Here is a 19,504-nt window from a genome sequence, read left to right as displayed (position 1 = left end):
GGAGGCGGTCGATGTTCAAGCGTATCGCAGTAGTGAACCGGGGCGAGGCCGCGATGCGGCTGATCAACGCGGTCCGGGAAGTCAACGCCGAAGGCGGTGACCCGATCGAGACCGTGGCCTTGTTCACTGACGGCGAGCGGACCGCGACCTTCGTACGCGCGGCGGACATCACCTATCCGCTCGGCCCGGCGTCGGCCCGGCCGTACCTGGATCTCGCCGTTCTCGAACGGGCGCTGCGCGAGACCGGCGCCGACGCGGCCTGGGTCGGCTGGGGCTTTGTTGCCGAGGACCCCGCGTTCGCGGAGCTGTGCGACCGGATCGGCGTGACCTTCATCGGTCCGTCGGCCGAGGCGATGCGCAAGCTCGGCGACAAGATCGGCTCGAAGCTGATCGCCGAGGAGGTCGGCGTACCGGTTGCGCCGTGGAGCCGGGGCGCGGTCGAGTCGCTGGACGCTGCGCTGGAGGCGGCCGAGCAGATCGGCTACCCATTGATGCTCAAGGCAACAGCCGGCGGCGGTGGCCGCGGTATCCGGGTGGTCCGCTCAGCAGACGAGTTGTCCGACGCGTACGCGCGGACCAGTGACGAGGCTGCCCGTGCTTTCGGTAGCGGAGTTGTGTTCCTGGAGCGGCTTGTCACCGGCGCGCGGCACGTCGAGGTGCAGGTCATCGCAGACGGCCAGGGCACGGCGTGGGCGCTCGGCGTACGGGACTGCTCGGTGCAGCGCCGCAACCAGAAGGTGATCGAGGAGTCGGCGTCCCCGCTGTTGTCGGCCTCGCAGGTCGAGGATCTGAAGGCTTCCGCCGAGCGTCTGGCGCTCGCGGTCGGGTACAAGGGCGCCGCGACGGTCGAGTTCCTGTACCACCCGGGCGAGAAGTCGTTCGCGTTCCTCGAGGTGAACACGCGACTCCAGGTCGAGCACCCGATCACCGAGCTGACCACCGGGTTCGACCTGGTGAAGGCTCAGTTGCAGGTCGCTTCCGGCGGCCGGCTCGAGGGCGTCAAGCCGGTCGAGAGCGGTCACGCGGTCGAGGCCCGGTTGAACGCCGAGGACCCGGACCGCGACTTCGCGCCGTCGCCCGGGCGCATCGCCGTACTCGATCTGCCGGCCGGGCCCGGGATCCGCGTGGACACCGGGGTGAGCGCGGGCGACAGCATCCCCGCGGACTTCGACTCGATGATCGCGAAGATCATCGGGTACGGGCGGACCCGCGAGGAGGCGCTCGCCCGGCTGCGGCGGGCCATGCAGGCGACGACCGTGCTGATCGAGGGCGGCGCGACCAACAAGAGCTTCATCCTCGAGCTGCTCGACCAGCCCGAGGTGATCGACGGCAGCGCGGACACCGGCTGGATCGACCGGGTCCGCGGCGAGGGCAGGCTGATCTCGCACCGGCACTCCGGGATCGCGCTGGTCGCGGCGGCGATCGAGGGGTACGAGGACGCCGAGGCCGTCGAGCGGACCCGGCTGCTGGAGACCGCGCACGGCGGTCGCCCGCAGGTGCAGCACGAGGTCGGTCGCGCGATCGACCTGAAGCTGCGCGGCGCGAGCTACCGGGTGACGGTGGCGCGGATCGGCCCGGAGCGGTTCCGGGTCGGCGTGGGCAACGGCAACGGCCACCTGAAGATGGTGGACGCCGAGCTGGAGCGGCTGGACGACTACACGAGCCGCCTGGTCGTCGGCGGGCAGCGGTTCCGCCTGGTGACCGCGACGCACGGCCCGGTGCACCTGATCGAGGTCGACGGCGTGACGCACCGCGTCAGTCGCGACGAGGGCGGCGTACTGCGTTCGCCCGCGCCCGCGCTGGTAGTGGCGACGCCGGTGCAGACGGGTGCCGAGATCGAGGCCGGCGCGCCCGTACTCGTGCTCGAGAGCATGAAGATGGAGACGGTGCTGTACGCGCCGTTCAAGGCGACCGTGAAGGAGCTGCTGGTCTCGACCGGCAGTCAGGTGGAGACGGGTGCGCCGCTGCTCCGGCTGGAGCCGGTGGCGGACGAGTCCGGTGCGGAGGCGGTCGCTCCGACGACCAACGGCGTACAGCTGGATCTGCCGAACGGGACCGGGGAGAAGTCCGCGGCCGAGCGGGTTGAGCGTGGGCTCGATGATCTGCGGAGCATGCTGCTCGGGTTCGACATCGACCCGCAGGACGAGGGCGGCATGCTGGCCGACTACCTCGCGGCGCGGTCCGAGCTCGCCCATCAGCAGGCCGGGCCTCCGGTGGGGCCGGAGATCGAGCTGCTCAGCGTGTTCGCGGACTTCGCCGAACTGAGCCGGAACCGTCCGGCCGGCACGGACACGAGCATCGAGAACCGGGTGCACAGCCCGCGCGAGTACTTCTACACGTACCTGCAGAGCCTGGATCCGGACCGTGGCGGGTTGCCGGCCGAGTTCCAGGCCCGGCTGACGCGGGTGCTGAGCAACTACGGCGTGACCGGGCTGGAGCGGAGCCCTGAGCTGGAGGAGGCGGTCTTCCGGATCTTCCTGGCCCAGCTGCGCTCGAATCCCGACGTACTGCTGGTGACGTCCGTCCTGCAGCGGTGGATCGCCGAGCCGCTGCCGGAGTCGCCGCTCGACGAGTCCGTGCACGAGCTGCTGGACCGGCTGGTGCCTGCCACGCAGCTGCGGTTCCCGGTGGTCGGTGACCTGGCCCGGAGCGTTCGCTTCCGTTGGTTCGACCAACCACAGGTCGACGCCGAGCGGGCCTCGATCATCGCCGGCGTGAGCGACGAGGTCGCCGACCTCGCCGCGAATCCGGATGCGCCGGACCGGCAGCAGCGGATCGACGCGCTGGCCGCGATCCCGGAGCCGATCGTGCGGTTCCTCGCCCAGCGGCTGGAAGGCGGCTGGGGCGAGCGTGAGCCGATGCTGGAGGTGCTGGTACGGCGGCACTACCGCGAGTACGAGCTGCACGACCTGCGCGAGTTCGCCGTCGACGGCCGGCCGGTCGCGACCGCCGACTACTCGATCGACGACCGTCCGAGCCACCTCGTCACGACGGTCGGGACGGTTGCCGAGCTTGCCGACCGCGACAGCGCCCTGTCCCGCGTACTGACCGCGCAGGTCGACGCCCGTACAGCCGGCCACGAAGCCGTCGTCGAGCTGTACCTGTACGGCCCGGATTTGCCCGAGTCGCAGCAGGAGGCCTCCGACCTGTACCGCCGGATGGTCGCCGACCTCCCGGTCGCGCAGCGGGTACGGCGGATCTCGGTCGCCGTCGCGCCGGGACATGGCCGACCGGTCTCGTACTTCACGTACCGTCCGGCCGGCGGGTCGATGACCGAGGACGACAACGTCCGCGGCGTACATCCGATGGTCGGCCGCCGCCTGAACCTGTGGCGGCTGCGTGACTTCCGGATCACCCGCCTCGAAGCGCCCGAGGACGTTCTCCTCTATTACTGCGTCGCGCGGGACAACCCGGCCGACCGACGGCTCGTCGCGCTGGCCCAGGTCCGCCAGTTCGCCGTGGTCCGGGACGAAGACGGCCAGGTCACGTCGCTGCCGCACGCCGAGCGGGCGATCGCGAACTGCTTGGAAGCGATCCGCCGGGCTCGCTCCGCCCGTGGTGCGGCCGGCGCCAAGCTGGACATGAACCACGTCTGGGTGCAGATCTGGCCGGTGGTCGAGGCCCAGGTCGACGAGGTGACCGCGCTGCAGCGCAACATCGCCCCGATGACCGCGGGCGCCGGGATCGAGGAGGTCCTGGTCCAGGGCCAGGTCCCCGGCCCGGACGGTACGACGAACCCGGTCGCGGCCCGGTTCTACTACCAGCACGGCGCGGGTGTCGTCACGTCGATCGAGCAGCCGCCGACCGGACGGCTGCTGCCGCTGGACGACTACGCCCAGAAGGTGCAGCGGTCGCGGCGGCGCAACACGATCTACCCGTACGAGGTCAGCGGGATGGTCGCCGGTCAGGGCGGCTCGTTCGTCGAGCACGACCTCGACGACGCCGGCAACCTGGTCCCGGTCGAGCGCCCGAAGGGCCTGAACAAGGCCGGCATCATCGTCGGCATCGTCACGACGCCCAGCGAGCGCTACCCCGAGGGCGTCACCCGGGTCGCGATGAGCGGCGACCCGACGATGGCGCTCGGTGCGGTCGCGGAGGGGGAGTGCGCGCGGATCATCGCCGCGCTCGACCTGGCCGAGCGGATGCAGGTCCCGGTCGAGTGGTACTCGCTGTCGGCCGGCGCCCGGATCTCGATGGACTCCGGCACCGAGAACATGGACTGGGTCGCGAAGGCGCTGAAGCGGATCGTCGAGTTCACCCAGGACGGCGGCGAGATCAACGTCGTGGTCGCGGGGATCAACGTCGGCGCGCAGCCGTACTGGAACGCCGAGGCGACGATGCTCATGCACACCAAGGGCATCCTGGTGATGACGCCGGACAGCGCGATGGTGCTGACCGGCAAGCAGACGCTGGACTTCTCCGGCAGCGTGTCGGCCGAGGACAACTTCGGCATCGGCGGCTACGACCGGGTGATGGGCCCGAACGGCCAGGCGCAGTACTGGGCGCCCGACCTGAAGGCGGCCCGGGACGTGCTGATGACGCACTACGACCACACGTACGTCGTACCGGGGGAGCGCGGTCCGCGCCGGGCCGTCACGTCGGACCCGGTGGATCGCGACGTCACGCCGTACCCGCACGAGGTGGCCGGGAGCGATTTCAAGACGATCGGTGAGATTTTCTCGCCTGCGACCAACCCGGACCGGAAGAAGGCGTTCGACATCCGCACGCTGATGCGGGCCGTCACCGACCAGGACCACCCGGTGCTGGAGCGCTGGGCCGGGATGGCCGACGCCGACACCGCGGTCGTGCAGGACGCGCGGCTCGGCGGGTTCCCGGTCTGTCTGGTCGGGATCGAGTCGAAGTCGGTGCCGCGGCGGGGCTTCCCGCCCACCGACGGCCCGGACACCTACACCGCGGGCACGCTGTTCCCGCGGTCGTCGAAGAAGGTGGCGCGGGCGATCAACTCGGCCAGCGGCAACCGGCCGCTGGTCGTGCTGGCGAACCTGTCCGGCTTCGACGGATCACCGGACTCGATGCGGAACCTGCAGCTCGAGTACGGCGCCGAGATCGGCCGCGCGATCGTGAACTTCCGGGGACCGATCGTTTTCTGCGTCGTCTCGCGGTACCACGGCGGCGCGTTCGTGGTGTTCTCGAAGTCGCTGAATCCGTCAATGACCGTCCTCGCGGTGGAGGGATCGTTCGCCTCGGTGCTCGGCGGCGCGCCGGCCGCCGCGGTTGTCTTCGCGGGTGAGGTCGACGCGCGGACCGCCGCGGATCCGCGGGTCGCGACGCTGGCCGAACGGGTCGGCGAGGCGACCGGGGCGGAGCGGGCTGCGTTGGCCACCGAGCTTGCGGACGTGCGAACCGTCGTACGGGCGGAGAAGCTCGGCGAGGTCGCGACCGAGTTCGATCGGGTGCACAGTATCGAGCGGGCGCGCGACGTCGGATCGGTCGATGCGGTCATCACTGCAAGGGAATTGAGACCAAAGTTGATCGAGGCAATCAATTCCGGGGTACCCGCGGAGTGATCTCTCGCCTACTCTGTAGAGGTGGTGCGAACCGACAGGGGCGGTCGCGGTTGGGCTCGGTCGTTGATCTTGTTCATCGGCGTGAGCGTGTTGTCGGGCGCCCTGGCGGCGGGCCTCGCGGTCCCGTTCGCCGGATTCGCCGGGCAGGGTGCTGCTGACGTCGCAGCGACCGTCGAGAATCTGCCGGTCGAGTTCCAGACCGATCCGCTGGCCGTCCGCAGCCGCATCCTGGCGGCGGACGGCACGCTGATCGCCACGCTGTACGAGCAGAACCGGGTCCCGGTCCCGCTCGGCAGCGTGAGTCCGATCATGCGCAAGGCGATCGTCGCGATCGAGGACTCGCGCTTCTACGAGCACGGCGCGCTCGACCTGAAAGGCACGCTGCGGGCGATGGTGCGCAACCAGACCGGCGGCGAGGTGCAGCAGGGCGGGTCGAGCATCACCCAGCAGTTCGTGAAGATGAGCCTGGTCGAGAAGGCGCGGACGGCCTCCGACCGGGCGAAGGCCACCGAGGTCTCGTACCAGCGGAAGCTGACCGAGCTGCGGTACGCGATCGCGGTCGAGAGCCAGCTGTCCAAGGACGAGATCCTCGAGCGGTACCTGAACCTGGCGAACTTCGGCGACGGCTCGTACGGCGTCCAGGCCGCCGCGCAGCACTACTTCCGGACCACCGCCGAGAAACTCACGCTCCCGCAGGCGGCCCTGCTGGCCGGGCTGGTGAAGAACCCGACCGGGTACGACCCGACGAACGACCTGACCCGCTCGAAGGCGCGCCGCGACGTGGTGATCAAGCGGATGCTCGAACTCGGCGTGATCACGGTCCACCAGGCCAACCAGGCGCTGCGGACGCCGGTGATCGACCTGGCCACCGTCGAGCCGGTGCCGAACGGCTGCGCCAACTCGCGGTACCCGTTCTACTGCGACTACGTGGTCTCGAAGCTGCTGGCCAACCCGGCGCTCGGCGTGACCCCGAAGGACCGCGACCACTACCTGAAGACCGGCGGCCTGCTGATCCGGACCTCGATCGACCCGCAGATCCAGGCGGCCGCGCAGGCGTCGATCGACAAGCACAGCAAGCGCACCGACACGTCCGCGGCCGCGATCACGATCGTCGAGCCGGGCACCGGGCTGGTCAAGGCGATGGTGCAGAGCAAGCCGTACGGCAACGGGCGCAACCACACCAACTACAACTACAACGTCGAGAAGTCGTACGCCGGCGGGTTCGGCGGATTCCAGAACGGCTCGACGATGAAGGCGTTCACGATCGCGGCGGCGCTGTCGCGGGGCATCCCGATGGACTACCGGATCAACTCGCCGGAGCAGATCGACCTGCGGAACAAGAAGTTCAAGACCTGTACCGGGTACACGCGCGATCCGACGTACCAGCCGAGGAACTCGACGCACAGCGGTGACCTGACCATGGTCGAGGCGGCGCGGTTCTCCACCAACACCTACTTCCTGCAGCTGTCGCAGCGGACCGGGCTGTGCCCGATCGCGAAGATCGCGGCCAAGCTCGGGATGTACAACGGCCAGACCGGCGAGCCGCTCGACCAGGTGGCATCGATGACGCTGGGCGTCGGGTACGTGACACCGCTGATGCTGTCGAACGCGTACGCGACGTTCGCGGCGCGCGGGAAGTACTGCAAGCCGCTCGTCGTCACGTCGATCCGGGACAAGGCCGGCAAGCCGATCCCCGGGCCGGGCTTCGCCTGCAAGCAGGTGCTGCCGCGGGCGGTGGCGGACGGGGTCAACCGGGTCCTCAGCCAGGTGATGATGCCGGGCGGCACCGGCGGTCGCCTGCGCTTCGGCAGCCGCGACATGGCCGGCAAGACCGGCACGATCCAGCAGAACCTGGCGGTCTGGTTCGCCGGCTACACCCCGAACCTCGCCGCAGCGGCCGTCGTCGCGGACGCCAGCCTGCCGTACACGAACCTGATGTTCCACCACACGCTGAACGGCGTGGACATCGCCGACCCGACCGGCTCCGGCACGGCCGGCCCGCTCTGGGAAAGCGCCATGCAGGGCGCCATCCGCGGGTTCCCGGTCGAGCGCTTCGTGAATCCGCCGAAGCGGATGATCGGCAACCCGAACCCCAAGCCGCCCGACTCGAAGAAGCCGGGGACGAAACCGGCAAAGCCCAGGCCGAACACGTAGGCGCTTCAGTCGTGGTGGCAGACCTCGCCGTCGGCCTTGATCGAGGGCGGGACGTCGATGGACGGATTCCGGTCGAAGAAACCGAACGGTTTGAGCCAGAACGAGACGGTGTCGGCGGGCATCACCGGCCAGTCCTCGACCCGGGTGATGTGGTGGATGCCGAAGACGTACCAGAGCACGAGGTCGGTGTTCTCCAGTGACTCGTCGTCGGCGATCCAGCGGCTCATGCCGTCGTCGGTGCTGGACTGGGTCGGGTAGTCACCGCACGGCCAGCGTTCCTCGTCATGGTGGCGGGTGACCCAGAGCGTGTGCCCGATGACGGGTGCGCGCAGGAACTGCGGCGTACCCGGATCCATCAGCGGCGGGATCGACGCGCTCGGGACGAGTTTGTACGCCGGATGCGTACCGAGCGCGTTCACCCGGTTCGGGTTCGCCACCTTCCAGGATCGTTGGGTCGACCAATTGAAGTCCCGGCCGGCCTCGGACTCGGACCGGATCGGCGTCGCGTCGGTGACGACGGCCAGCCCGTACGGATTGCTCTCCGACACCGGCAGCGCACGCGAGTCCACCTCGTACGCCGTGTTGCCGTCGCCGTCCACGTCGAGGTCGAGCCGGGCGACCAGGAAGTGCTGGTGGAACGGCGCGTACGTCTGCTTGTCGACCACGGTCCCCGTCGCGGGCGCGGGACCGGCGTACGGCGTCGTCACCATCAGCCCGGTGGCCCGGACCTCGCACTCGATATTGCCGTCCTGGTAGAAGCGCCAGTAGACGAGGTACTCGTAGTTCGCGACCGTCACGTGGCACGACACGACCAGCCGGCGCATCCGGCGTACCTCCGCGCCGTTGGTGTGGTCCACGTGCTTCCACAGCACGGCGTTGTCCTCCTCGTGCAGGCAGATCGCGTTCTTGATCGTGTACGGCTCGCCGCGGGTGTCGTGCAGTACGGCGTCCAGGTACCGGATCTCGCCGAGGCAGTCGCAGCCCAGCTCGAGCGACGTGGTCATGAACCCGAGACCCCATTCGCCGATGTCGAACGCAGTACGCCGGTAGTGGTCGAACGACGCGTCGCGGTACGGGACCATCAGCTCGGCGAACGACATCCGGTAGGCGATGTCGCGGCCGCCGTACCCGACCTGGTAGATCACCGGGCCCTCGCGGTGGTTGAAACCGAGTCGCAGGTTCCAGTTCTGCCAGCGCAACTCGGCGCCGTCGAGCGTGAACGAGACGCCCTCGGGCTGACTGATCTCCAGCGGCTTCAGGTCGGTGCGCAGCGTCCCGGTCCAAGGTCCTGGGACGTACTCCGCGGTGACGTCCGGCTGGCCGTGATTGTGGTCGTCCTCGAGCTCGAGCAGCTCGAGGGTGTTCATGTCGACGACAACCTTGAGACCGGACACCGGATGCGCGTACGCATTGCTCTCCGGCGTCTCGCGGTACCAGATGTCACACCAGCCGAGCCTGCGGTCACGGTACTTCTCCGGCATCAGCGCCTTGCCGTACGTCCAGACCTCGATCAGGACCAGGGACAGGTCGGTGATGCCGCGCACGGCCAGCGCGGCGGCGACGTCCGGGTGCGCCCGCATCGCCGCGTCGACCTCGTAGTACTCGTCGGTGGTGAAGTTCGGCGTCACGCCGGGGACGTGCGTCCAGGAGACCACCCGGTCGCCGGTCAGGTCGACGACCGCCTCCCAGGTCTGGTTGTCGGCCCGGTTCCACAGCACGGCGAACGCGGTCCGCGGTACGGCGTCACCGGACCGCCAGGCTTTGACCGCCGCCTTGTCCGGCTCGAGCAGCTCGATGCCGGCGAACCGCCAGGACCCGCCGAGCTCCTCGTCCCGCCGCAGGATCGCGGCCGTCTGCCGGAACTCGTGCTCGTCCAGCGGCTCGAGTGGATGGGTCGCCATGCCTTCTCCTCGTCGGCTAGTCGACGTCCCGAGCCATCAGGTCGTCCCAGGTCTCCCGGCGGACGACGAGACGCGGGACGCCCTCGTTCGCGAGGACGACCGGGATCCGGCGGTTGCCGTTGTAGTTGTTCGCCATCGTGTAGCAGTACGCCCCGGTCGCCGGGATCGCGAGCAGATCCCCGACCGCCGGCTCGGACAGCGGTACGCCGTCGACCAGCACGTCACCGCTCTCACAGTGCCGCCCGACCACGGTCACGCTCTCCAGGCCGGGCCCGTCGAAGCGCCCGACGATACCGGCCTCGAACCGCTGCTCGAACAACGCGACCTCCAGGTTGTCGCCCATCCCGCCGTCGACGGCGACGAAGGTGATCGCGCCGCGTTTCACCGTGGTGACGCGGTAGATCGTGGTCGCCGCCGTACAGACCATGCTGCGTCCAGGTTCGATGATCAGCTGCGCGGATGCGGGGAGGTGCTGCTTCGCCGCGCCGATCAGAGCGTCCAGGTACGACGCCACACTCGGCGGCTTGTCCGCCCAGGTGTAGCGCGCCCCCAGCCCACCGCCCAGGTCGTAGATCTCGAACTCGCCGAGCCGCGCGATCGGCGCGACGGACTCCGCGAACGGCTCGACGTCGAGGATCTGCGAACCGACATGAACGTGCAGACCGCGCATTCGCAGCCGTGGGCTGTGCTCGATCCGCCGGATCAGCGCAGCCGCGTCCGCCGGGGCGAGACCGAACTTGGAGCCCGCGTGCCCGGTCAGCACATGTGCGTGGGTGTCCGCGGTCACGCCCGGGATGATCCGCACCAGCACGTCCTGCGGCCGCCCGGTCGCTTCCAGCCGGTCCACGTCATCGGCGTTGTCGACCACGACCAGGCCGATACCGTGCTCGACGGCCAGCGCGATCTCCTCGTCGCTCTTCGCGTTGCCGTGCAGCACGATCAGGCCCGGATCGACCCCGGCCTTGAGCGCGGTCAGGATCTCGCCGCCGCCCGCGACGTCGAGGCCGAGTCCTTCCTCGACCATGACCCGCTGGACCGCCGTACACGGGAACGCCTTCGACGCGAAGACGACGCGCGAGCCGGGCCGGCGGGCGGCGAGCTCGTCGCGGTACTCGCGGGCGCGGGCCCGGAGCGCCTGCTCGGCGACGACGAGGACCGGCGTACCGAACTCGGCGGCCAGGTCGTCCGCACGGCACCCGCCGACCACAACTGTGCCGTCACCATCGAGCCGGCTCCCGGATGGGAACAGCGAGAGCAGATCACTCATGATCGAGTGGTCAGTTCTCGCCGGCCTGCTCGGCCAGTTGTTCGGCCCGCCGGCGCGGGATCACCAGCACCGGGACAGGGGAGTGGCGCAGGATCTTGGTCGCCCGTGACCCCAGGAAGACGCGGGCGATCGGTCCGAGCTCGCTCGACCCGACCACCAGGACGTCGCCTGCCTCCCAGCCGATCTCGTCGATCGCCTCGGCCCACGTCGTACCGGACCCGACCACCGTCTCGACCGTGCGCGGGCGCTCGGGCAGCTCCTGCACCTGCGCGAGCGTGGCGCTCACCGTCTTGTCCAGCTCGGACCGCCATTCCTGCATCACCAGGTCCTCGGAGTCCGTGCCCAGCGTGGTCGTGTACGCGGGCCGGTTCCAGACCGCGAACGTTGCTATCCGCAACGATGCGTGGACGTCGGCGCTGACCGAGGCAGCGGCCAGGACCAGGTCCTCGGCGCTCTCGGTGCCGCCGAAGGCCGCGGTCACCCGGGACACCGTGCGGTCGGCCGGGCAGCGGAAGCCCCGGGTGGCCAGTGCGAGTGAGACATGCGAGCTGTGCAGCAGCCGGTCGGTGACACTGCCGAGCGCGATGTGGCCGAACACGCCGGCCGACGACGACCCGAGCACGATCAGCCGGGCGTCGTTCTGCTCGGCCAGCTCGAGCAGCCCGGCCGGCGCCGACCGCGCGCTGTGCCGGACGTACGTCGCCGGAACATCCCCGGGCAGAAAGCTCCGGGCCCGCTCCAGCGCCTGGTCGGCGCCCTGCGTCAGGAACTCCTGGTACTCCGCGTCCACCCGTGCCATCCCGGGCACCCACGGCGCGGGTACGACGCTGCACACGATCAGGTTGTCGCCCGCCGACCTGGCCAGCATGCCGGCCAGGTGCAGCGCTGCCTTGCCACGCTCGTCGGGGGCGTAGCCGACGATCATCGTCATGGCTGCGGTCCGTCCTCGTCGTGGATCAGCCCGACGTGCTCGTTCCGGCCGAGATGCGAGTGCTTGAAGCCGTAGACGAAGTACCAGATCAAGGCGACGGCCAGCCAGATCAGGAACACGTAGATCGTCACCGCGCGCAGGTCCTTGATGATCCACAGACAGCCCAGGATCGACAGGACCGGCGTGACCGGATAGCCCGGCACCTTGAAGCCACGTGGCAGTTCGGGATGCGTACGGCGCAGCACCATCACGCCGATCGACACGACCAGGAACGCGACCAGCGTGCCGATGCTGGTCATCTCGGCGAGGAAGTTGATCGGGATCAGCCCGGCCAGCAGCGCGATCAGCACCGCGACGATCAGCGTGTTCGGTACCGGGGTGTGCGTGCGCGGGTTCACCTTGTGGAACAGCTCGGGGATCATCCCGTCGCGCGCCATCGCGAACAGGATGCGGGTCTGGCCGTAGATGACGATCAGCGTGACGCTGAAGATCGAGATCACGGCGCCCGCGGCCAGGACCGTGGCCGGCCAGGACGATCCGGTCACCTTCTCCAGGATCGCGGACAGCCCGGCCTCCTGGTCCTTGAACTGGTCTGCCGGCTGGGCCGCGACCGCCACCAGCGTGACCACGATGTAGAGCCCGGTGACCGTGACGAGCGCGATCAGGATGGCCAGCGGCATCGTCCGCCGCGGGTTCTTGACCTCCTCACCCGCGGTCGAGACGGCGTCCAGACCGATGTAGGAGAAGAAGATGATGCCGGCGGCCGAGGTGATCCCGGTGATGCCGAACGGCGCGAAGTTCGACAGGTTGTCGGAGTTCCAGCCCTTCAGCCCGAGCACGATGAACAGGATCAGCACGCCGATCTTCAGGCACACCATCACCGCGTTGGTCTTGGCCGACTCGCTCGCGCCGCGGATCAGCAGCAGCGTGCAGAGCGCGACCAGGATGACCGCGGGCAGGTTGAACACGCCACCCTGTTCAGGCGCCTGGGACAGCTTGTCCGGCAGCGTGAATCCGAAGAGGTTGTCGAACAGTTCGTTCAGGTACTGCGACCAGCCGACCGCGACGGCCGCGGCCGACACGCCGTACTCCAGCAGCAGACACGCGGCCACGCCGATCGCGGGCAGCTCGCCCAGCGTCGCGTAGGCGTACGAGTACGACGAACCCGACACCGGGACCGCGCTGGCCAGCTCGGCGTAGCAGATCGCGGTCAGTCCGGCGACCACACCGGCGATCACGAACGACCAGATCACCGCCGGTCCGGCCACGGGGACGGCCTGCGCGAGAACGAAGAAGATACCGGTACCGATGGTGGCGCCGATACCGAACATGGAGAGCTGGAACAACCCGATCGATCGGACCAGCTCGCTCTGGCCGGAGTCGCTCCCGCTCTCCTGCGACATCTCCGGAACCGGCTTGCGGCGGAACAGCTGCCGCGCGGTCATCGCCATGCTGCCTCCCCTCGATGGAGGTGCCCGCAATTCCCCACCCTCTTCGGAGTGTGGCACCCGGCCGCCTGTGCTGGGAACAGGTCAGCCCGGCGTGGGCCGGCCACCCAGTAACGGCCGGCCGGGATCCCAACGAGTCCCGTCGCGTTCGTCCTGACGCTTGCGGGCGATCGCCGACACGGCCTCCAGCACAACGCGATTGGCCAGCGCAGCGGTGATGTCGGCGTGGTCGTACGGCGGGCTGACCTCGACCACGTCCATCCCGGCGACAGGCAGTTCGAGGCAGATCCGGCGTACGGCGTCCAGCAACTGGCGCGCGGTCAGACCGCCCGGCTCGGGCGTGCCGGTGCCGGGAGCGTGGCCGGGATCGCACACGTCGATGTCGACGGACAGGAACACGCCGTCGCACTCGTCGGTCGCGATCGTGAACGCCTCGGTCAGGCACTCGTCCAGCCCGCGGTGGACGATCTCGGTCATCTCGTAGGACCGCATGTTCTGTTCGGCCATCCAGTCGAGCGTGTCCGGCGGCGGCCAGTAACCGCGCAGACCGATCTGCAGGAACCGGTCACCGCGCAACGCACCGGACTCGATCAGCCGGCGCATCGGTTGCCCGTGACCCCACAACGACCCGAACTCGATGTCGCCGGTGTCGGCGTGCGCGTCGAAGTGCAGCATCGACACCCGGCCGTGGCCGAGCACGTTCGCGACCCCCTTCGCGTCCGGGAACGCGATCGAGTGGTCGCCGCCGAGCACGATCGGGATCGCGCCCGACCGGGTCACCTTCTCGACCGCTGCTTCGAGCGCGGGCAGGGCGACCTCGATGTCACCGGAGTACATCTCTACGTCACCGGCGTCGACCACGTTCAGGTCGACCAGGCCGTCGGTACGCAGCGCCAGGCTGGGCCGGGACCCGTCGTGGCCGAGGTAGTCGCGCATCCGGATCGCCATCGGGCCGAAGCGCGCCCCCGGGCGGTGCGACGTACCGCCGTCGAAGGGCGCGCCGAGGATGACCACTTGAGCATCCGCGTACGACGCCGGGTCGTCCAGGTCGCAGGCCGGGACGCCGAGGAAGGTGAAGTCCGGGCCGAACTGCTGACCGTAGCGGCTCATCTCCGGAGTCTGGCACCCCGGCCCTCGAGCGTCCAGGGCGGTCTAGAGCGGACGCAGGTTGCCGCCGGGGACCCAGGTGATGTGGCCGTCCTTGTCGCGGACCCGCCCGAGCCACTCGCCGTTGTCGCGGATCCACACGTCGAGCTTGCCGGTCGACCAGCTGGCTTGCTGGACGTCCTGGGCAGGCTCGACGTGGCGGATCGCGTCGGCCGGGCGTGGCCCGTGCGCGTCGTACTGCACGTCGAGATCGGAGGCTAGTTCGTAGGCTTTCTCCTCGTCGTCGAGACCTGTCGCACGCCACCCGTTGACCGCACCGTCCCAGACGCCGAACCCGTTGGATCCGTCGTCGGACGGGCGAACCGTGAACCGACCAAGCATGTTTTCAGATTACCGCTTGATCGAACATATGTTCTAGTCTTGATCCCGACGGGAGGTGTGTGAGATGGATCAGGTTCGGTAGCGGAAGATGATCCGGCCCCGGTTCAGGTCGTAGGGGCTGAGCTCGACCAGGACGTGGTCCTCGGGGAGGATCTTGATGTAGTTCTTCCGGATCTTCCCGCTGATGTGCGCCAGCACCTTGTGGCCGTTGGTGAGTTCGACCCGGAAGTTGGCGTTGCGGAGGCACTCGACGACCGTGCCTTCGACCTCGATGGCGCCTGCTTTCCTGGGCATGGTCAGGCCTTCCCGCTGATCAGTTCGAGACTGCCGCCGGTGCGTTCGGCGCCGATCTGTTCGAACAGGGCCAGCGCGGCCGTGTTGGTCTCGTCGACCTCCGTCGTGGCGGCCTCGAAACCGGCTTGATGCAGCCGGCTGAGCGCTTGGGTCAGCACGGCGCGGCCGATGCCGTGCCGCTGTTCGGCGGCCAGTACTGCGACCAGCCCGATCCGCGGGCGCCGGGTCCTGGTCGCGACGCGGACCAGTCCGACGTACCGCCCGTCCTTTGTCGCGACCGTGTACTTCGACGGGTCGAGCGGCCGCGTCCCGCCTTGCCATGGCAGCACCTCGGCGGGCATGGTCTGCCAGCCGACTGTCGCCTCGACCTCTGCACGGATCGCGCGGTCGAGTTCGCGCAGCTCGGTCTCGGTCGGAGCGGTCTCGATGACCACTCCTGACGGCGGGTCGGCCGGTGTGAGGTTTGTGGGTACGACGAACTCCGACTCGCGGCGCTCGCGGGTGAAGCCCGCGCGTTCCCACTTGGTTGTGAGGTCGTGGTCGGTCTCGTCGACCACGGTGTACAGCGGTGCCGACTGGTCAGCCAGCATCGCGGTGGCGAGCTGGTCGAAGACCGTGTCGCGCCAGGTATCGATGCTGAGAAAGGTCCTGCCGTCAAGCCGCCGTGAGGCGTGCCCACGGCCGACGACCAGGTCGTTCTCGATCGCGTGCCACTGGTTCTCGGCGACACGCGAGAGCGTCAAAGTGTTCATAGGTGTTTCCTTCCGGGAGCTTCTCGAGGCGCTCCCGACCGACACCTACGTCAGTCGCCCGCCCGTGACCACGAGGGGGTGAGCACCCGCTGCGCTACAGCGTTCATGGGGGCCTCACCTCCGGGTGTGATGTCACGGACCACGGCACGGTATCCAATCGCTCACCCGGCTGCCACTCATTTTGCGTGCTGTCGAACATATGTTCTAGTCTTGATTCCGACGGGAGGTGAGTGCGATGGGCTACAACAATCCGCCGATCAAGTGGTCGGAGCTGGAGCGCAAGCTGTCGGACCGCTCCCGCCCGGGCAGCCACGGCGGCCGGCCGGTGACGGGCGACGGCGGTGACAGCCCGGCGTGGTCGCAGCACCGCGGACCGTATGTCCCCGACGTCGTGCGACGCCCCGAGCACGCGGTGCCGTATGCCGAGCTCCACGCCCATTCGAACTTCTCCTTCCTGGACGGCGCCTCCCAGCCGGAGGACCTGGTCGAGGCCGCGGTCCGCCAAGGGCTGCATGCGCTGGCGCTGACCGATCACGACGGGTTCTACGGCGCGGCCCGGTTCGCCGAGGCCGCCGCGGCGTACTCGTTGCCGACTGTCTTCGGAGCCGAGCTGTCGCTGGGGCTGACCGGCCCGCAGAACGGCGTGGCCGATCCGGAGGGCAGTCACCTGCTGGTGCTGGCGGAGGGGCAGGACGGGTATCACACACTGGCCGGTGCGATCACCGAGGCGCAGTTGGCCGGAGGGGAGAAGGGGAAGCCGGTCTATGTGCTGGAGAAGCTGGCTGCTGTCGGCCGCGACCAGTGGGTGATCCTCACCGGCTGCCGTAAAGGCCTGGTCCGGCAGGCGCTGGAGCTCGGTGGGCATGCCGACGGTCCGGCCGCCGCGGCCCGTGAGCTCGACCGGTTGACCGCGTTGTTCGGTAAGGACCGCATGGTTGTCGAGCTGATCGACCACCATCTGCCCGCGGACACCACACGAAACCGGATCCTCGCCGAGCTGGCCGCCGACCGCGGTCTCCCGGTAGTTGCCACAAACAACGTTCATTACGCGGTCCCGGCCAAGCACAAGCTCGCCGCCGCGCTGGCCGCGGTGCGGGCCAGGCGCGACCTGGACTCGATGGACGGCTGGCTGCCACCGAGTGGGATGGCGTTCGTGCGCTCGGGAGAGGAGATGGCGGCCCGCTTCCGGCGGTACGACGGGGCCGTGGCGCGCTCGGTGACACTGGCCGACCAGCTCGCGTTCGACCTCGCGCGGGCGAAGCCGAAGCTGCCGCTGCGCGACGTACCTGATGGTCATGATCCGATGTCGTGGTTGCGGGAGCTGACCTTCGCCGGCGCCGCCAGCCGGTACGGGACTCGTGCGCAGCGGCCGGATGCCTATGAGCGGCTGGAGCGGGAGCTCGACGTCATCGAGGAGAAGGGCTTCCCGGGGTACTTCCTGATCGTCGAGGACATCGTCCGGTTCGCGCATGACAACGGGATCCTCTGCCAGGGCCGCGGCTCGGCGGCGAACTCGGCGGTCTGCTACGCGCTCGGGATCACCGCAGTCGACAGCATCCTCTACAACCTGCCGTTCGAGCGGTTCCTGGCCACCACCCGGGCCGAGGAGCCGGATATCGACGTCGACTTCGACTCCGGCCGGCGGGAGGAGGTGATCCAGCACGTCTACGAGAAGTACGGACGGCACAACGCCGCCCAGGTGGCGAATGTGATCTCCTACCGCCCGAAGTCCGCCGTCCGCGACATGGCGAAGGCACTGGGGTACTCCGTCGGTCAGCAGGACGCGTGGTCGAAGCAGGTGGACGGCTGGAGTCCGGAGGTCACCTCGACCGAGCACGACATCCCGCCGCAGGTGGTGTCGATGGCGACCGAGCTGCTGAAATTCCCGCGGCATCTCGGGATCCACTCCGGCGGGATGGTGCTGACCGAGCGTCCGGTCGGCGAGGTGGTGCCGATCGAGCATGCCCGGATGGAGAAACGGACCGTCCTGCAGTGGGACAAGGACGACTGCGCGTGGATGGGGCTGGTGAAGTTCGACCTGCTCGGGCTTGGCATGCTGGCCGCACTGCAGTACTGCCTGGACATGGTTCGCGAGCAGATCGGCGAGTCGTGGGAGCTGCACACGATCCCGCGGGAGGAGGCCGGCGTCTACGACCAGCTCTGCCGGGCCGACTCGGTCGGCGTGTTCCAGGTCGAGTCCCGCGCGCAGATGGCGACCCTGCCGCGACTGAAACCGCGACGCTTCTACGACCTGGTCACCGAGATCGCGCTGATCCGCCCCGGTCCGATCCAGGGCGGCGCCGTCCATCCGTACATCCGCCGCCGGACCGGGGAGGAGCCGATCACCTACCTGCACCCGAAGCTGCGACCGGTGCTGGAGCGGACCATGGGCGTGCCGCTGTTCCAGGAGCAGCTGATGCAGATGGCGATGGCGGTCGGCGAGATCGACGGCGACGAGGCCGACCTGCTCCGCCGCGCGATGGGGTCCAAACGCGGCATCGAGAAGATCTCGTCGCTGAAGGACAAGCTGTACGCCGGGATGGCCGGCAACGGGATCACCGGAGATTTGGCCGACGAGATCTACGAGAAGATCGAAGCGTTCGCGAACTTCGGGTTCGCCGAATCGCACTCGATCAGCTTCGCGTTGCTCGTCTACTCCAGCACCTGGTTGCGGCTGCACTACCCGGCCGCGTTCCTGGCCGCACTGCTGCGAGCCCAGCCGATGGGGTTCTATTCGCCGCAGTCCCTGGTGGCCGACGCCCGCCGCCACGGCGTCGAAGTACGCCGTCCGCACCTGCATCTCTCGGGTGTCGACGCGGGGCTCGAGCTGCTGGTCGACGGGCAGGAGCGCACCGGGCCGACCGGTTCGCCGGACTGTCTGGCGGACCCGCAGCCGTTGGTGGGTCCGTTCGACCCGAAGGCTCCGTTCGACAACACCGCGCATCGCCGGGACGGTGTGTTCGCGGTCCGGCTCGGGTTGTCCGAAGTACGCACGGTGGGGGAGAAGGGCGCGAAGCTGATCGTCGAGGAGCGGGAGCGGGGCGGGCCGTTCAGCGAGATGGCCGACCTGGTCCGGCGTACCGGGATCACCGCGGCTCAGGTCGAAGCGCTCGCGACGTCCGGCGCGTTCGACTGCTTCGGGCTCGACCGTCGGCAGGCGTTGTGGGAGGCAGGGCGCGCGGCCGAGGAGCGTCCTGGTCAGCTGGCCGGCATCACCGCGGCCGGTCCGCCGCCGACGTTGCCCGGGATGAGCGACATCGAGGCCGACATGGCCGACCTGTGGTCCACCTCGATCACCACCACCAGCCACCCGATGGAGCGCGTCCGCGAGCGACTCCGCGCCGAAGGCATCCTGTCCGCCGCCCAACTCCGCGAAGCGCCCGACGGCTCCCGCGTCCGGGTGGCCGGCGTCGTCACCCACCGCCAACGCCCCGCGACCGCCTCCGGCGTCACGTTCATGAACCTCGAGGACGAGACCGGCATGGCCAACATCGTCATCACCGTAGGCTGCTGGCACCACCACGCCGCCGTAGCCCGCAACGCCGCCGCCCTCATCATCCGAGGCCGGGTAGAACGCGCCGGCGAAGTAACCAACCTCTCCGCCGAACACCTAGAACGCCTCCCCCTAGCCGCCCGCACCAAATCCCGCGACTTCCGCTAAAGGACACCGCTCCGCGGCGACTGTCCTGTCGGCCGCTCCGCGGCGAGCCCGGATGTTCCCCCGGCGACCGAGCTCGCCGG

Annotated in this window: 11 protein-coding genes; 3 read left to right on the top strand and 8 right to left on the bottom strand. The window is 69.2% G+C overall.

Going from position 1 to position 19,504, the window contains the following annotated elements; genetic code table 11:
* Positions 1–11 precede the first annotated feature (11 nt).
* Positions 12–5,528 carry an ATP-binding protein gene (locus FDA38_RS29485; protein ID WP_137257380.1) on the top strand — a complete coding sequence of 1,839 codons (5,517 nt, stop codon included), beginning with the start codon at positions 12–14 and terminating at the stop codon, positions 5,526–5,528.
* Positions 5,529–5,549: 21 nt separating this feature from the next.
* Positions 5,550–7,682 (top strand): transglycosylase domain-containing protein, encoded by a 2,133-nt coding sequence (locus tag FDA38_RS29480; protein ID WP_233714988.1) that lies wholly within the window; start codon positions 5,550–5,552, stop codon positions 7,680–7,682.
* Between the two features lie 5 nt (positions 7,683–7,687).
* Here FDA38_RS29480 and FDA38_RS29475 read toward each other — a convergent pair whose 3' ends face one another.
* The 8 genes from FDA38_RS29475 to FDA38_RS29440 form a co-directional block, all read right to left on the bottom strand.
* Entirely contained in the window at positions 7,688–9,583 is a 1,896-nt protein-coding gene (locus FDA38_RS29475; RefSeq protein WP_137257379.1) for a primary-amine oxidase, read from the bottom strand.
* A 16-nt stretch (positions 9,584–9,599) separates the two neighbouring features.
* On the bottom strand, positions 9,600–10,850 hold the full coding sequence (gene lysA, locus FDA38_RS29470) for a diaminopimelate decarboxylase (RefSeq protein ID WP_137257378.1): 1,251 nt from the start codon (positions 10,848–10,850) through the stop codon (positions 9,600–9,602).
* A gap of 10 nt (positions 10,851–10,860) precedes the next feature.
* The gene (locus FDA38_RS29465; RefSeq protein ID WP_137257377.1) at positions 10,861–11,781 is read right to left on the bottom strand and encodes a universal stress protein; all 921 of its coding nucleotides are present in this window, start codon (positions 11,779–11,781) and stop codon (positions 10,861–10,863) included.
* Positions 11,778–13,232, bottom strand: coding sequence for an amino acid permease (locus FDA38_RS29460; RefSeq protein ID WP_137257376.1), 1,455 nt, complete (start codon positions 13,230–13,232; stop codon positions 11,778–11,780). Before FDA38_RS29460 ends, FDA38_RS29465 begins: the two co-directional genes overlap by 4 nt.
* A gap of 81 nt (positions 13,233–13,313) precedes the next feature.
* On the bottom strand, positions 13,314–14,339 hold the full coding sequence (speB, locus tag FDA38_RS29455; protein ID WP_137257375.1) for an agmatinase: 1,026 nt from the start codon (positions 14,337–14,339) through the stop codon (positions 13,314–13,316).
* A gap of 42 nt (positions 14,340–14,381) precedes the next feature.
* Positions 14,382–14,717, bottom strand: coding sequence for a hypothetical protein (locus FDA38_RS29450; RefSeq protein WP_137257374.1), 336 nt, complete (start codon positions 14,715–14,717; stop codon positions 14,382–14,384).
* A gap of 69 nt (positions 14,718–14,786) precedes the next feature.
* Positions 14,787–15,011, bottom strand: coding sequence for a translation initiation factor IF-1 (infA, locus tag FDA38_RS29445; RefSeq protein WP_137257373.1), 225 nt, complete (start codon positions 15,009–15,011; stop codon positions 14,787–14,789).
* 2 nt (positions 15,012–15,013) lie between these two features.
* Positions 15,014–15,763, bottom strand: a complete 750-nt coding sequence (locus FDA38_RS29440; RefSeq protein ID WP_137257372.1) for a GNAT family N-acetyltransferase — start codon at positions 15,761–15,763, stop codon at positions 15,014–15,016.
* A 235-nt stretch (positions 15,764–15,998) separates the two neighbouring features.
* Here FDA38_RS29440 and FDA38_RS29435 point away from each other — a divergent pair, with 235 nt between their 5' ends.
* Positions 15,999–19,424, top strand: a complete 3,426-nt coding sequence (locus tag FDA38_RS29435; RefSeq protein ID WP_137257371.1) for an error-prone DNA polymerase — start codon at positions 15,999–16,001, stop codon at positions 19,422–19,424.
* Positions 19,425–19,504: the final 80 nt, after the last annotated feature.

It is taken from the genome of Kribbella jiaozuonensis (assembly GCF_005233875.1).
Classification (GTDB): Bacteria; Actinomycetota; Actinomycetes; order Propionibacteriales; family Kribbellaceae; genus Kribbella; species Kribbella jiaozuonensis.
Note: the sequence above shows the minus strand (reverse complement) of the source record. Positions and strands in the feature narration are given on the sequence as shown.

Excerpts from the sequence above, each read along its gene's own strand:
- FDA38_RS29485 (WP_137257380.1), top strand. The coding sequence starts at position 12 with ATGTTCAAGCGTATCGCAGTAGTGAACCGGGGCGAGGCCGCGATGCGG.
- FDA38_RS29475 (WP_137257379.1), bottom strand. The coding sequence starts at position 9,583 with ATGGCGACCCATCCACTCGAGCCGCTGGACGAGCACGAGTTCCGGCAG.
- lysA (WP_137257378.1), bottom strand. The coding sequence starts at position 10,850 with ATGAGTGATCTGCTCTCGCTGTTCCCATCCGGGAGCCGGCTCGATGGT.
- FDA38_RS29465 (WP_137257377.1), bottom strand. The coding sequence starts at position 11,781 with ATGACGATGATCGTCGGCTACGCCCCCGACGAGCGTGGCAAGGCAGCG.
- FDA38_RS29460 (WP_137257376.1), bottom strand. The coding sequence starts at position 13,232 with ATGGCGATGACCGCGCGGCAGCTGTTCCGCCGCAAGCCGGTTCCGGAG.
- speB (WP_137257375.1), bottom strand. The coding sequence starts at position 14,339 with ATGAGCCGCTACGGTCAGCAGTTCGGCCCGGACTTCACCTTCCTCGGC.
- FDA38_RS29450 (WP_137257374.1), bottom strand. The coding sequence starts at position 14,717 with ATGCTTGGTCGGTTCACGGTTCGCCCGTCCGACGACGGATCCAACGGG.
- infA (WP_137257373.1), bottom strand. The coding sequence starts at position 15,011 with ATGCCCAGGAAAGCAGGCGCCATCGAGGTCGAAGGCACGGTCGTCGAG.
- FDA38_RS29440 (WP_137257372.1), bottom strand. The coding sequence starts at position 15,763 with ATGAACACTTTGACGCTCTCGCGTGTCGCCGAGAACCAGTGGCACGCG.
- FDA38_RS29435 (WP_137257371.1), top strand. The coding sequence starts at position 15,999 with ATGGGCTACAACAATCCGCCGATCAAGTGGTCGGAGCTGGAGCGCAAG.